General features: G+C 69.8%; 11 protein-coding genes. All 11 read right to left on the bottom strand.

Annotation, left to right across the window (positions count from 1 at the left end; genetic code table 11):
• Window positions 1–3,531, bottom strand: a complete 3,531-nt coding sequence (rpoB, locus tag LPT13_RS10880) for a DNA-directed RNA polymerase subunit beta (protein ID WP_242166399.1) — start codon at window positions 3,529–3,531, stop codon at window positions 1–3.
• Window positions 3,532–3,686: 155 nt separating this feature from the next.
• Window positions 3,687–4,577: a DUF4097 family beta strand repeat-containing protein gene (locus LPT13_RS10875; protein ID WP_242166398.1), complete on the bottom strand. Its 891-nt coding sequence runs from the start codon at window positions 4,575–4,577 to the stop codon at window positions 3,687–3,689.
• Between the two features lie 9 nt (window positions 4,578–4,586).
• Window positions 4,587–5,471, bottom strand: coding sequence for a helix-turn-helix domain-containing protein (locus LPT13_RS10870; RefSeq protein ID WP_242166397.1), 885 nt, complete (start codon window positions 5,469–5,471; stop codon window positions 4,587–4,589).
• Between the two features lie 173 nt (window positions 5,472–5,644).
• The gene (locus LPT13_RS10865; RefSeq protein ID WP_242166396.1) at window positions 5,645–6,181 is read right to left on the bottom strand and encodes an NYN domain-containing protein; all 537 of its coding nucleotides are present in this window, start codon (window positions 6,179–6,181) and stop codon (window positions 5,645–5,647) included.
• 6 nt (window positions 6,182–6,187) lie between these two features.
• Window positions 6,188–6,958: a 23S rRNA (guanosine(2251)-2'-O)-methyltransferase RlmB gene (gene rlmB, locus LPT13_RS10860; RefSeq protein WP_242166395.1), complete on the bottom strand. Its 771-nt coding sequence runs from the start codon at window positions 6,956–6,958 to the stop codon at window positions 6,188–6,190.
• Between the two features lie 168 nt (window positions 6,959–7,126).
• Window positions 7,127–8,089, bottom strand: a complete 963-nt coding sequence (locus LPT13_RS10855) for a helix-turn-helix domain-containing protein (protein ID WP_242166394.1) — start codon at window positions 8,087–8,089, stop codon at window positions 7,127–7,129.
• Window positions 8,090–8,301: 212 nt separating this feature from the next.
• Entirely contained in the window at window positions 8,302–8,703 is a 402-nt protein-coding gene (locus LPT13_RS10850) for a phasin family protein (RefSeq protein WP_242166393.1), read from the bottom strand.
• 166 nt (window positions 8,704–8,869) lie between these two features.
• Window positions 8,870–9,535, bottom strand: coding sequence for an HAD family hydrolase (locus tag LPT13_RS10845; RefSeq protein ID WP_242166391.1), 666 nt, complete (start codon window positions 9,533–9,535; stop codon window positions 8,870–8,872).
• Complete coding sequence (locus LPT13_RS10840; protein WP_277927063.1) at window positions 9,536–11,290, bottom strand: proline--tRNA ligase; 1,755 nt, start codon at window positions 11,288–11,290, stop codon at window positions 9,536–9,538. It abuts the gene before it with no gap.
• Entirely contained in the window at window positions 11,287–12,354 is a 1,068-nt protein-coding gene (ispG, locus tag LPT13_RS10835) for a flavodoxin-dependent (E)-4-hydroxy-3-methylbut-2-enyl-diphosphate synthase (protein ID WP_242166389.1), read from the bottom strand. Before ispG ends, LPT13_RS10840 begins: the two co-directional genes overlap by 4 nt.
• Before the next feature lie 61 nt (window positions 12,355–12,415).
• A complete protein-coding gene (locus tag LPT13_RS10830; protein ID WP_242166387.1) occupies window positions 12,416–13,546 on the bottom strand; it encodes a site-2 protease family protein in 1,131 nt (376 codons plus the stop codon).
• Between the last annotated feature and the right edge of the window lie 14 nt (window positions 13,547–13,560).

Genomic DNA, 13,560 nt, shown 5'->3' with positions numbered 1-13,560 from the left:
CTAGGCCTCCTCTCCCTCGCCGATGAGTTCGTTGATATCAGTATCGGTTGAGACGTCGCTCATCAGTTCTCCCAGTTCAGCAGCAATGTCATCGATGGCAGAGGCCGTCTCGTCCTCGGTCTTGCGCGCGTCCGCGGCCAGGGCCTCGTAGAGCGCCTGGTCCACGTCGAGCTCGTCGTCGGCGTCCTCGGAGGGAACCTCGTGGCCCTCCAGCTCGATGTTGAGGCAGAGCGACTTCATCTCCTTGACGAGCACCTTGAAGGACTCGGGCACCTCCGGCGCCGGGATGTTCTCGCCCTTGACGATGGCCTCGTAGGACTTGACGCGGCCGGCCGTGTCGTCGGACTTGACGGTCAGGATCTCCTGCAGCACGTTGGAGGCGCCGTAGGCGTAGAGCGCCCACACCTCCATCTCGCCGAAGCGCTGGCCGCCGAACTGCGCCTTGCCGCCCAGCGGCTGCTGGGTGATGAGGCTGTAGGGGCCGGTCGAGCGCGCGTGGATCTTGTCGTCCACCATGTGGCCGAGCTTCAGGATGTAGGTCTGGCCGACGGTAATGGGCTCGCGGAACTTCTCGCCCGTGCGGCCGTCGTAGAGCCAGGTCTTGCCCGTGCGGGACAGCTGGGGCACCAGCTCGTCGCGGGCCATGTCGCCGTACTTGGCGTGGTTGATGTTGATGAGGTTGCGGTTGGCATGCTCGATGGCGTCCGAGATCTCCTTCTCGGTGGCGCCGTCGAAGACGGGGGTGGCCACGAACATCGGGCCCTCCACGACCTCGTCGGTCTCCTCGGCGTCAGACCAGCCCCACTTGGCGGCCCAGCCGAGGTGGTTCTCGAGCAGCTGGCCCACGTTCATTCGCGAGGGGACGCCCAGGGGGTTCAGGATGACGTCGATGGGCGTGCCGTCGGCCAGGTAGGGCATGTCCTCCACCGGCAGCACGCGGGAGATGACGCCCTTGTTGCCGTGGCGGCCGGACAGCTTGTCGCCCTGCTGCACCTTGCGCTTCTGCGCCACGTAGATGCGCACCAGCTCGTTCACGCCGGGGGACAGCTCGTCGCCGTTCTCGCGCGAGAAGCGGTGGATGCCGATGATGCGGCCGCCGGAGCCGTGGGGCACCTTGAGCGAGGTGTCGCGCACCTCGCGGGCCTTCTCGCCGAAGATGGCGCGCAGCAGGCGCTCCTCGGCGGTGAGCTCCGTCTCGCCCTTCGGGGTGACCTTGCCCACCAGCACATCACCCGGGAACACCTCGGCGCCCACGCGGATGATGCCGTCGGCGTCCAGGTCGGAGATCATGTCGTCGGAGATGTTGGGGATCTCGCGGGTGATCTCCTCGGGGCCCAGCTTCGTGTCGCGGGCGTCCACCTCGTACTCGGAGATGTGGATGGAGGTCAGCAGGTCCTCCGACACCACGCGCTCCGACACGATGATGGCGTCCTCGTAGTTGTAGCCCTCCCACGGCATGTAGGCCACCATGAGGTTCTGGCCGAGCGCCAGCTCGCCGCCGTCGCAGGACGGGCCGTCGGCCAGCACGTCGCCGGCCTGTACCTCGTCGCCCTTGCGGACGAGCGGGCGGTGGTTGAGGCAGCCAGACTGGTTGGAGCGCTGGAACTTGGGGATGAGGTACTCGTCGTACTCGCCCTCGTCGTTCAAGATGATGATGGTCTGGCCGTCCACGTAGTCCACGACGCCGGGGCGCTGGGCCACGAGGATCTCGCCGGAGTCCACGGCGATGCGGTGCTCGATGCCGGTGCCCACGAGCGGCGCCGTCGGGCGCAGCAGCGGCACGGCCTGGCGCTGCATGTTCGAGCCCATGAGGGCGCGGTTGGCGTCGTCGTGCTCGAGGAACGGGATGAGCGACGTGGCGACCGAGGTCATCTGGCGCGGGGACACGTCCATGTAGTTGACGCGCTCGGGCTCCACCTCGTCGGGCTCGCCGAACTCGCCGGCGGCGTTCTTCGTGCGGCACAGGACCTTGGCGGCCTTGACCCACTTGCCGTCGGCATCGTAGGAGCCGAACTCGCGGGTCTCGGGGTCGAACAGGTCGTTGGCCTGGGCGATGATGTAGTTCTCCTCCTCGTCGGCGGTGAGGTAGTCGACCTCGTCGGTCACCTTCCCGTCCACGACGCGGCGGTACGGCGTCTCGATGAAGCCGTAGGCGTTGATGCGACCGTAGGTGGCCAGCGAGCCGATGAGGCCGATGTTGGGGCCTTCAGGCGTCTCGATGGGGCACATGCGCCCGTAGTGCGAGGTGTGGACGTCGCGCACCTCGAAGCCGGCGCGCTCGCGGGACAGGCCGCCCGGGCCGAGGGCCGACAGGCGGCGCTTGTTGGTGATGCCGGCGGCGGGGTTGGTCTGGTCCATGAACTGCGAGAGCTGGGAGCTGCCGAAGAACTCCTTGGTGGCCGCCACGATGGGGCGGATGTTCACGAGGGACTGCGGCGTGATCTCGTCGGGCTCCTGCATGGACATGCGCTCGCGCATGACGCGCTCCATGCGCGACAGGCCGATGCGGAACTGGTTCTGGATCAGCTCGCCGACCGAGCGGATGCGGCGGTTGCCGAAGTGGTCGATGTCATCGGTGGCGTAGCCCTCCTCGCCCTCGTGCAGGGCGATGATGTAGCGCATGGTGGCCACGATGTCGTCATCGGTGAGCGTGGAGGAGTCGTTCTCCTCGGGGTCGAAGCCCAGCTTCTTGTCGATCTTGTAGCGGCCGACCTTGGCCAGGTCGTAGCGCTGCGGGTTGAAGAACAGGCCCTCGAGCAGCGTGCGGGCGCTGTCGATCGTCGGCGGCTCGCCGGGGCGGAAGCGCTTGTACAGCTCGATGAGCGACTCCTCCTTGGTGGTGGCGGGGTCGCGATCGAGCGTGCGCAGGACCATCTCGGAGTCGCCGAGCAGCTCGATGATCTCCTCGCGGGTCTCGGCCAGGCCGAGGGCGCGCACCAGCAGCGTGGCCGGCTGCTTGCGCTTGCGGTCGATGCGGACGGACAGCAGGTCGCGCTTGTCGGTCTCGAACTCGAGCCAGGCGCCGCGGGAGGGGATGACCTTGGCGGAGTAGATGGTCTTGTCGGAGGTCTTGTCGCGCTCGGCGGCGAAGTAGACGCCGGGCGAGCGGACCAGCTGGGACACGACGACGCGCTCGGTGCCGTTGATGATGAAGGTGCCACGCGGGGTCATGAGCGGGAAGTCGCCCATGAACACGTCCTGCTCCTTGATCTCGCCCGTCTCGCGGTTGATGAAGCGGATCTCCACGAAGAGGGGCGCCTGGTAGCTGACGTCCTTCTCCTTGCACTCATCCACCGTGTACTTGGGCTCGCCGAACTCATGACGGCCGAACTCGACGGCCATGTCCTTCGTGTTGTTCTCGATAGGACAGATGTCGGCGAAAGCCTGCGCCAGGCCCTCTTCCTTGAACCAGTCGAAGCTTTCCGTCTGGATGGCGATAAGATTGGGGACGTCCATCACGTCCGGAATCTTCGCGAAGCTTCTGCGATCCCTATAAAGGCTGGTGGGAGCGGTGTTTTTTCCTTGAGCCACGAGGCTGTTCCTCCTTCACGCGCATCGCAAATCTGCAAAAAAGCTGCAATTTGCTAAGATATGACGCGTACAGTGGGAAGTCAAGGAAAATTTTAACCAGCTATGGAAATTCTTTGTGCTTTCAAGGGGAAATGACCCCTACGCTGGGCTCCTTCCTAGGCCTCGGCTATCACGATCTTTCCGCTCGTGAGGTTCGCGTCCACGCGCATCGCGCCGTCACCATATATATGCGTGTCGCCCTCGGTCGTGCACGGGAAGGAGGTCTCGAAGCTGCCGGAGAGCTTGTCCACCGCGGCGGTGAACCCCGTGTCCGCGGGCACGAGCAGCCGCAGGCTCCCGCTGGCGAGCGACGCGTTCACCCGCGCGGGCGCGCCCTCGCCCATCCGCGCCTCCACGCTGCCCGACGCGATGTCGAACCCGGCGCGCTCGCTCACGGCCACGCCCAGCTCCATGGTGCCGCTCGCCACCTCGGCGTCCAGCTCGCGCGCCGCCACGTCGTGGGCCGCGACGCGCCCCGACGCCAGCTCCAGCAGCAGCCGGTCGCAGCGGATGCCGCCGATCTCGTACTCGCCCGACGCGGCGGCCAGCGCCACCAGGTCGAGCCGCTCGGCCAGCGACGCCGGCACCCGGATCGCCAAGTCCTTCTTCCCGGCGCTGGCGCAGCCCCACAGGCTGTCCGTCATGCCGTAGTCCACCACCAGCGTGCGGCCGTCGAGGTAGGCGACGGTGGCGGGCTGGCGGCCGGCGCCGACGTAGGTCTCCACCAGCTCCACGTCCTCGCCGTCTCCCACCACCTCGATGGTGACGTGGCCGGCCGCCCACGACACGTCCAGGCTGTCCACGTCCGCCGCCGCGAAGGCGCCGCCGCCGGGGGCGAGCGCCGCATCGGCGGGGGCCGCCCCGGACGCGCGACCCTGCAGGGGCGCCCACGCGGCCTTCCAGGCGTTGCCCAGCGCGGCGCAGCCGCCCGCCAGGCCGCCCACCACGGCCAGGCACAGCACGATGATGAGGGCCACCTTGACCCAGGTGCTCGGCAGAAGCCTCATGACGCCCTCCTAGCGATCCTGCGGCGGGACCGTCCCCGCCGGCGGCTGGACGGCCGTCCGCTGCGCGGCGCGGTAGCGCTCCTCGCGGTGGGCCTGGTACTCGGGGTCGGCCTCCACGGTGCTCACCACCCAGTACCAGAACGGGATGGTGAGGAAGATGGGCCACGTGTAGCCGAAGCCCACGGTGAACCCGCCGAGCAGGAACAGCACCACGCACAGAAGCGGGTACGGGAACGACCGCAGGGGGCTCTTCGGCAGCGGCGCCACGGGTGGCACGGCGCCGGGCACCGGCCCGGGCGCCTGCGGCGGCGCGGCGGGCGGCACCGTCCCCCAGGGCGGGGGCACCGCGGCCCCGGGCGCGGGCTGCCCCGCGAACCCGGCGCCCGCCTCGGGCGCGAACCCGGCGGCGCCGGTCTGCGTCGCGCCGGCGGGCGGCACGACCCCCGCACTTGCGGGCGCGGGCACGGGCGCCTCGGGCGCGCGCCACTCGTAGGCGCCCGCCGGGCTCACGGGCGCGGCGTCCACCCGGGCGGCTGCCTCGCGCGCCGCCGCCGACCCCGCCTCGGCCGAGGCCGCCGCGCTCTCGGCACGCGCCGCGGCGTCCTGGGCGGCCTCGGCCGCCTGCTCGGCGCGCGCCTCCGTCGAGTCGCGGCGATCCTGGCACTCGAAGCGCACGTCGTCGGCGATGTCCGCGTCCACGCGCAGGAGCTCGTCGATGGTCACCCCGTACAGGTCGGCCAGGGCCATCAGGTTGCCCATGTCGGGCGCCGACTCGGCCCGCTCCCACTTCGACACGGCCTGGCGCGACAACCCCAGCTCGGCTGCCAGGCCCTCTTGGCTGAAGCCCCGCGCACGACGCAACTCGGCCAGGCGCTGGGCGATCTCGACGTTCATGGCATGTTCCCTTCGTGGCTTCTGTCCTGTCATGATTCGCCTTTCAGCCTAGGGGTGCGCCCGCGGTTGCACCAGCACCTAAGGTGGTCATTTCACTCATCATTCCCCGGCAACCATCGGTTGCCCCCCATCCCCACCTGCGGTTTTCTGCAAAAGAGGGGCAAGGACGCCGCCTACCGCCCGTCGCGGAGGGCCTTGAGCTTGGCTCGAGCCTCGGGGGATATGCGGTCGGCGAGGGTGCGCTTCTCGGCCACGGCGGGCGTCTCGTCCAGGCGCGCGCTCAGGTAGTACTCCCCCACCTCGTGGGAGAACCCGTCGGCGCTCATGCGGTCGACGCCGCCGCCGAAGACGGTGTCCTGGATGGTGGCGTCGGAGGTGACCACCATGGTCTCGATCATGCGCTCGCGCGCGTCGTGGGCCAGCTTCTCGATCACCTTGTCGGCCGACTGCCCGGCCGGCGAGAACATGATCTGCACGCCGCCCACCTTCTCGACCCCGCCCTCCGAGAACGCGTTCTGGCCGCCGTCGAACACGATGATGGCACGCGTGTCGCGCCCGGCGTAGTTCACCACGTCGTTGATGAGGGTCTCGCGCGCCTTGTTGAAGGCGTCGTCGGTGTAATCGGGGTCGTCGATGGGCCGGTAGCGGCTGCCCGACCGCAGCACGTTGTACCCGTCGACGATGAGCAGCTTCTTCCGCGGCCGCGCCATGACGGGCTAGCCCCGCAGGCCCTCGGCGGCCGTGCGGTTCTGGCGCAGCCACTCGTACATGCAGGCGGTGGACGCCTGGGCCACGTTGAGCGACGAGACGGCCCCCACCTGGGGCAGCTTCACGCCGAAGTCGCAGTGCTCCAGCACCAGGCGCGACACGCCCTCGCCCTCGTTGCCCAGGACGAGCGCGATCTTGCCCTTGAGGTTGGCGTCCCAGATGTAGTCGGCGGCGTGCTCGGTGGCGGCGGCCACCCAGAAGCCCGCCTCCTTCAGGCGGTCGAGGGTGCTCGCGATGTTGGCCACCTGGGCCACGGGGATGTGCGCGATGGCGCCCGCCGAGCTCTTGTAGGTGGCGGCGGTCACGCGCGCGGCGCGCTTGTTGGGGATGACGATGCCGGCGGCCCCCACGCTCTCGGCCGAGCGCGCGATGGCGCCCAGGTTGCCGGCGTCGGTGATGTGGTCGAGCACCACCACGAGCGCCCGCCCGTCGTGGGCCTCGGCGCTGGCCTCGGCGGCCTTGAGGATGGCGGTGCCGTTCACGTAGTCGAAGGGCAGGGCCTCGGCCATGACGCCCTGGTGGCTGCCGCGCTCCGATATCTCGTCGAGCCGCTTGCGCGAGATGGTCTTCACGGGGATGTCGCGCTGCTTGGCCTTGCGCAGGATGTCGTTGACGAGGCTGTCGCGCTGCACGTTGTCCGCCACGAGGACGCACTTGATCGGCATCTGCGTGCGCAGCGCCTCCACCACGGGGCGCTTGCCTTCGATGTAGTCGGCCATGGGGCTCGCTTTCGGTCGGGGTGCCGGGCGAAGTGCCGGCCAATCAGTCGCCGGCTAGTGTAGCACGGCCCCCGTGCCCGCGCGCCATCTCCCCCGAAAGCCCAACCGAGGCACAAGGCGGGCGGGGGCACGACCGCAGATGCGGGATGCGCCCGGCGGGCGGGCGGCCTACTCCCCCGCCTCGCCCTCCACGTCAATGACGCCGTCGTGCACGGCCCGCGCCCGCTTGCGACGCTGCCACGCCTTCGAGCAGTACACCGTCAGGCACTCCACAATGGGGATGGTGAGGAAGATGGCCCAGGCCGGATGCCAGGCGTTGTTGATGAAGGCCATCCAGAGGAACCACGCCGTCACGCCCAGCGGGTAGAGCGCGCAGACAGCCGGGGCGATGCGCCGCTCGTCGATGGCGACGCCGAGCACGTAGTAGACGGGGACGGTGAAGAACAGGAACAGGGCCGGGCCCCAGGCGTCCTGGAAGATGCCGAGCAGCAGGTAGGCCAGGATGGCCACCAGCCAGAAGGGGAAGCGCAGCCACGCCTGGCGGAAGGTGCTGGCCGTGTGCCAGTCGAAGGGGTCGCCCGGGCCCTCGTGGTCGAAGACGTGGCCGGCAGCGTCGTGGCCGCGGACGTGGACGCCGTCCCAGCCGACGCGAACCTCCTCGCCCTTGGCGCCGTCCACCACGTGCACGCCCTCGCGCCACGACACGTGGACGTAGTCGGGGCCGTCCTCGACGTGGATGCCGGCGGGGGTGATGCGCACCTTGCCCTTGCCGCTCGCGTCGCCGGGCGCCGCGTCGGCGGCCGGGTCGGCGGGCGCGTCCGGGTCGCCCGGAGCGTCCGAGCCGCCCGACGCACTCGTCCTCGCACCCGCGGCCGCCCGGCCGCCCGCGCGATCCTCCGCCTCGAAGGCCACGTCGTCGGCGATGGCGTCGTCCACGTAGAGCAGCTCGTCGAGCGACACGCCGTAGAGCCGCGCGAGCGCGATCAGGTTGTCCGTGTCGGGCGACGACTCCGACCGCTCCCACTTCGACACGGCCTGGCGCGACACCCCCAGCTTCTCGGCCAACGCCTCCTGCGACAGCCCGGCCTGCTTCCGGCGCGCCGCCAGGCGCTCCGCGATCTCCACGTTCATGATGGCCCTTTCTCCTCGATGCGTCCCATCTTAGCGGAAGACCACCCTACCCGTGGCAGCGCCGCCCGGCGACCACTTCCAGTTGGAATTTGGGGCAACTATTGGTAGCAGCCCTCTGACCAGGCCGTTCACGCAAGAGGGGCGGCGGCCGAAGCCGCCGCCCCTCGGGGTTTCCGGTTGTCGCGCGGTCGTCGGCGGCCGCTGGCGGGCCGCTACTCAATGGGCGGGACGCCCGCCTTCGCATCGGCGTCGGCGACCACCTCGTCGGAGATGACGGCCTCCACCTCGTCGGCCTGGGCGTTCATCGCGGCGTCCTTCTCGTTCGCGGCGGCGGCCATCTCGGCCACCTTGGCGGCGAAGGCGTCGCGCTCGTCCTTGCTCAGCGTCGCCAGATGCGCGGCGATCAGGTCGTCGCGCACGCTCACGGCCGTCTTACCAGCCGTCTGGGTAGCACGATCGATCAGGTCGGCGCTGATGGCCTGGCCCTGGTCGACGGTCAGCTCGCCCTTCTCGATGAGCTGGTCGACCAGCTCCTTCGACTTCTCGGCGCCCAGGGCCATCGCCCCGATGCCCGCCATGAACACGTCCTTGAAACCGTCGGTGATGCTCGACATGATGGGCCTCCGTACTCGTCTGTCGCGCCCGCCCGCAGGCCGGCGCCCCGTTCGCTCTAGGCCCATGATGCGCCCAAACGCGCCGGGCCAGGGCCCCGCGGCGACGATGTTACGGCTTCGTTGAGCCAGGGGCATCGCGTTTCCGGCGGCTCGGCGCCCCCCCGCCCTAGCGCCCCGCGGCCAGGCGCCGCGCCAGCGCCGGCAGCTCGGCCATCGACTCCAGCGTGAAGGTCGGCCCCTCGGCGGCCAGCACCTCGGGCGGGAACATGCCCCACAGGGCCGCCGCCGTGGCGCAGCCGGCGCCGTTGCCGGCTTGGATGTCGAAGGGGCTGTCGCCCACGTACAGGCAGCGCGCCGGCGTCAGGCCCAGCTCGGCGCAGCCCTGGGCCACCGGCGCGGGGTCGGGCTTGTGCGCTGGGCACTCGTCCGGCCCCAGCACGAAGGCGAAGCGCCCGGCGACGCCCGTCAGCTCCAGCGCGCGCCGAGCGAGCCCGCTGCGCTTGGAGGTCACCACCCCCATCGGGCAGCCCATCGCCGCCAGGCCCGCCAGGGCCTCGGCCACGCCGGGGAACAGGGCCACGCGCTCGTCGTGGATCACGTCGTTGTGCGCGCGGTACTCGTCCACCAGCCGGTCGTGCACCTCCTGGTCGTCCGTGAAGTCCCACATCTGGGTGACGAGCGGCTGGCCCACCTTCTGCATCAGCACCTCGTCGGGTATCTCGCGACCGAGCACCGTGCGCGTGGTGTGGCGAAACGACGCCAGTATGATGTCGTGCGTGTCGATCAGCGTGCCGTCCAAGTCGAACAGCACGCCCAGGGGCGCCTGTTCCATCTACGCGAACAGCATGTCGAAGGTGCCGACGCCGGCCTTCGACTTCTTCGCATTGCGGCGCGCGAAGGTCATCATCTCGGCCAGCGTGGCCAGAGGCACGCTCTTCTTCTCGCCGGTGCGGCGCAGCTTCACCTCGACGTTGCCCTCGGCCAGGCCGCGCTTGCCCACGACGATCTGCAGCGGCCAGCCGATGAGGTCGGCGTCGGCGAACTTCACGCCGGCACGCTCGTCGCGGTCGTCGATGACCACCTCGAGCCCCAGGGCCGCCAGCTCGCGGGCCACGCGCTCGGCGGCCGGCTGCACCAGCTCGTCGCCGACCGTCAGCGGGATGACGCACACGTGCGCCGGCGCCACGGACAGCGGCCACATGATGCCGTGCTCGTCGTTGTGCTGCTCCACCACGGCGGCCAGCGTGCGGCTCACGCCCACGCCGTAGCAGCCCATGATGAAGGGCTTCTCCTCGCCGTTCTCGTCCGCGAAGGTGGCGCCCATGGCCACCGAGTACTTGTCGCCCAGCTGGAACACCTGCGACACCTCGATGCCGCGCGCGCCCTCCAGGGGCAGCCCGCAGTCAGGGCAGCTGTCGCCTGGCTTCACGATGCACAGGTCGTCCCACGTGTCGACCTTGAAGTCCTCGCCCAGGCGCGCGCCCACGTAGTGGAAGCCGTCCTCGTTGGCGCCGACCACCCACTGGGGCACCGCCTGCAGGCTCGCGTCGGCCACGACGCGCGTGCCCTCGGGCAGGCCCACCGGGCCCATCGAGCCCTTGTGCAGGCCGGCGGCCTCCATCTCCTCGTCGGTGAGCAGGGCGAAGCCGGGCACCGCGCGGCCGGCCTTGATCTCGTTGAGCTCGTGGTCGCCGGGAACGAACATGACGGTGAGCACGCCGTCGTCGCCCCTGCCGGAAAGCGCCTTGACCGTGGACGACTCGGGGATGTCCAGGAACTGGGCCAGCTCCTCGATGGTGTGCACGCCGGGCGTGCTGATCTTCTCCAGCGCGGGCACCTCATAGCAGGTGGGGCGCGCCAGGCACGCGCCGGCCTCGGTGTTGGCCGCGTAGCCGCAGGTGCAGTAGACCAGCTCGGCCTCGCCGGCCTCGGCGAGCGCCATGAACTCGGTGGTCACCTTGCCGCCGATCTGGCCGGAGTCGGCCTCGACGGGGCGGTACTCCAGGCCGCAGCGCTCGCAGATGTTGCCGTAGGCGACGCTCATGTCGTCGTAGGTCTTCTGCAGCGACGCCTGGTCGGCGTGGAAGCTGTAGGCGTCCTTCATGATGAACTCGCGGCTGCGCAGAAGGCCGAAGCGCGGGCGGATCTCGTCGCGGAACTTCACCTGAATCTGGTAGAGCGAGCAGGGCAGCTGCTTGTAGGAGCGCAGCTCGTTGCGCACGAGCGCGGTGATGAGCTCCTCGTGGGTGGGCCCGAGGCAGAAGCCGTGGTCGTGGCGGTCGACCAGGCGCATCAGCTCGGGGCCGTAGTCGTCCCAGCGGCCGCTCTCATGCCACAGCTCGGCGGGCTGGAGCGCCGGCATCATGATCTCCTGGGCGCCGGTGGCGTCCATCTCCTCGCGCACGATGCCCTCGATCTTCGAGAGCACGCGGTAGCCCAGCGGCAGGAACGTGTACACGCCCGAGGCCGTCTTGCGGATCATGCCCGCGCGCAAAAGCAGGCGGTGGCTGGCGATCTCGGCGTCGGCCGGATCCTCCTTCAGCGTGGGGGCGTACAGCTGGCTCATGCGCAGCACGGTGTTCGTCATAGTTGCTCAATCTCCTCCATGAGTGCGTCCACGATCTCTGACTCGCTTACTTTCCGAACGATTTTACCATGGGAGAAAACCACGCCGGTTCCCGCCCCGCAAGCCACCCCGATATCGGCATCGGCGGCCTCTCCCGGGCCGTTCACCACGCATCCCATGACGGCCACCTTCACCGGCGAGGCCACCGACGCCAGGCGCTGCTCGACCTCCTGGGCCAGGCCGATGAGGTTCACCTGGCAGCGCCCGCAGGTGGGGCAGCTGATGAGCTCGGGGGTACGGCGACGCAGGTTGAGCGCGCCCAGCAGCGTCCAGCAGGCGCGCACCTCGGTCACGGGGTCGTCGGTGAGCGAGATGCGCAGGGTGTCGCCGATGCCCTGCTCCAACAGGACGCCCAGGCCGCAGGCCGACTTGATGATGCCCTGGAAGGCGGTGCCCGCCTCGGTCACGCCGATGTGCAGCGGCACCGTGGGGATATCGGCGGCCAGCAGGCGGTAGGTGTCGATGGTGGCCTGCACGTCGTGGGCCTTGGCCGACACCACGATGTCGTGGAAACCGCGCTCCTCGAAGTGGCGCACGTAGTCGGCCGCGCTGGCCGCGAGCTTCTGCGGCAGCGTGAGGTCGTCGCGAGCCGCCAGGGCGGAGTCGAGCGAGCCGGCGTTCACGCCGATGCGGATGGGGATGCCGGCCTCGCGCGCAGCCTCGATGACGGCGTCGGTGGCCTCCAGGCCGCCGATGTTGCCGGGGTTGATGCGCAGCTTGGCGGCGCCGCGGCGCGCGGCCTCGATGGCGATCTGCGCGTCGAAGTGGATGTCGGCCACCACCGGCAGCGGGGACGCGGCGCACACGGCCGCGAAGGCGTCCAGGCAGTCGCGGTGCGGGATGGCCATGCGCACCACCTCGCAGCCGGCCTCGGCCAGCGCGGCGATCTGCGCGAGGTTGGCCCCCACGTCCTTGGCCGGCGCGTTGAGCATCGACTGCACCACCACCGGCGCGCCGCCGCCCATCGGCACGTCGCCCACCATCACCTGCCGCGTGCCCTGGCAGGGCCGCTCCTCTCGCACCATACCCGCTCCTTCCCGCCGACAGGGCGCCTCAGCGCCTACCCATATATAAGCTACGCCGCCCCTACGAGCTCGGCGGGCCGAAGACGCCAGTGCCCGCGATGAGGTTCTGGATGTCCTGGTTGAGCATGATCGCGAAGAACCCCAGGAACAACGCCATCCCCGCCATGGACATGTACCCCATGGCCTTGGGCGACACCACCTTCCGCGTGGCCTTCTGGAACACCTCGACCACGAAGCGGCCACCGTCCAGCGGCGGGATGGGGATGAGGTTCATGATGCCCAGCGACACCGAGATCATCGCCATGAACTGCAGCGCCATGAACGCGCCCGCCTCCACCGCCTGCTTCGACAGCACGGCGATGCCCACGATGGACGTGGAATCCGACACCGTCTGGGCGGCGGTGGCCGGGTTGAACAGCCCCGCGACCGCCTGGATCACCATGCCGATGTAGCTGAAGCCCACCGTGATGGACTGCCAGGGCGTCGCGTTGTAATGGAAGATCTCGCCCGTCTCGGTGTTCTGCACGTCGAACCCGATGACCGAGAACAGCACCACGAACACCAGCACGGCGAACAGCAGGTTCACCGCCACGCCCGCCACCAGGATGACCGAGCGCTTCCAGAACGGCAGGCTGCGGTACTGCTGGCGGTACTCGGAGTCGAAGAGCACCTGCGCGTCGTCGACCGGGCGCGCCTCGCCCAGCGCGTAGGACGCGGGCGCGGGCTCGCCGGCGGCCTCGGCGGCGCGGCGCTGCCGGCGCGTGGGCTCCACGGCGGGCGCGCGGTAGGTGTTGTAGGGGTCCTTCTTCGTGGGGCCGCTGCAGCTTCCCCACTCGACCAGCTCCTCCAGGGCCTCGTAGGCCTCGTCGTCGGTGATGCTGCAGTCGGCCGCGATGTCCTCCATCTCGGCCGTGCCGCGCCGGTACAGCGCGGCGAGCGCCTCCTTCAGGTGCGGCTGCATCTCGCCGGGCTCCATGCCGCACACGCGGGCGTAGCCGCCCAGCGGCACCGCGGTCACGCCGAAGCGCGTGCCTCCCCGGGTGAAGCCGACGCTGGGGCCGGGCAGGCCCAGCATGAACTCGGTGACGCGCACGCCGAAGGCGCGGGCCGCCAGGTAGTGGCCGCCCTCGTGGATGAACACGAGGAAGCCGATGACGATGACGGCGCATAAGATGGTGAACAGGAGATCCATTCGATTCCTCTCAG

Origin of the sequence: Adlercreutzia faecimuris (assembly GCF_022669055.1) — a bacterium.
In the GTDB taxonomy this organism is placed as follows: Bacteria; Actinomycetota; Coriobacteriia; order Coriobacteriales; family Eggerthellaceae; genus Enterorhabdus; species Enterorhabdus faecimuris.
This window is presented reverse-complemented; position numbering and strand designations above follow the sequence as displayed.

Bases quoted from the DNA above. Each gene is read 5' to 3' on its own strand.
- LPT13_RS10850 (WP_242166393.1), bottom strand. From the start codon at position 8,703: ATGTCGAGCATCACCGACGGTTTCAAGGACGTGTTCATGGCGGGCATC.
- LPT13_RS10875 (WP_242166398.1), bottom strand. From the start codon at position 4,577: ATGAGGCTTCTGCCGAGCACCTGGGTCAAGGTGGCCCTCATCATCGTG.
- LPT13_RS10870 (WP_242166397.1), bottom strand. From the start codon at position 5,471: ATGAACGTCGAGATCGCCCAGCGCCTGGCCGAGTTGCGTCGTGCGCGG.
- LPT13_RS10865 (WP_242166396.1), bottom strand. From the start codon at position 6,181: ATGGCGCGGCCGCGGAAGAAGCTGCTCATCGTCGACGGGTACAACGTG.
- LPT13_RS10855 (WP_242166394.1), bottom strand. From the start codon at position 8,089: ATGAACGTGGAGATCGCGGAGCGCCTGGCGGCGCGCCGGAAGCAGGCC.
- ispG (WP_242166389.1), bottom strand. From the start codon at position 12,354: ATGGTGCGAGAGGAGCGGCCCTGCCAGGGCACGCGGCAGGTGATGGTG.
- rlmB (WP_242166395.1), bottom strand. From the start codon at position 6,958: ATGGCCGACTACATCGAAGGCAAGCGCCCCGTGGTGGAGGCGCTGCGC.
- LPT13_RS10845 (WP_242166391.1), bottom strand. From the start codon at position 9,535: ATGGAACAGGCGCCCCTGGGCGTGCTGTTCGACTTGGACGGCACGCTG.
- LPT13_RS10830 (WP_242166387.1), bottom strand. From the start codon at position 13,546: ATGGATCTCCTGTTCACCATCTTATGCGCCGTCATCGTCATCGGCTTC.
- LPT13_RS10840 (WP_277927063.1), bottom strand. From the start codon at position 11,290: ATGACGAACACCGTGCTGCGCATGAGCCAGCTGTACGCCCCCACGCTG.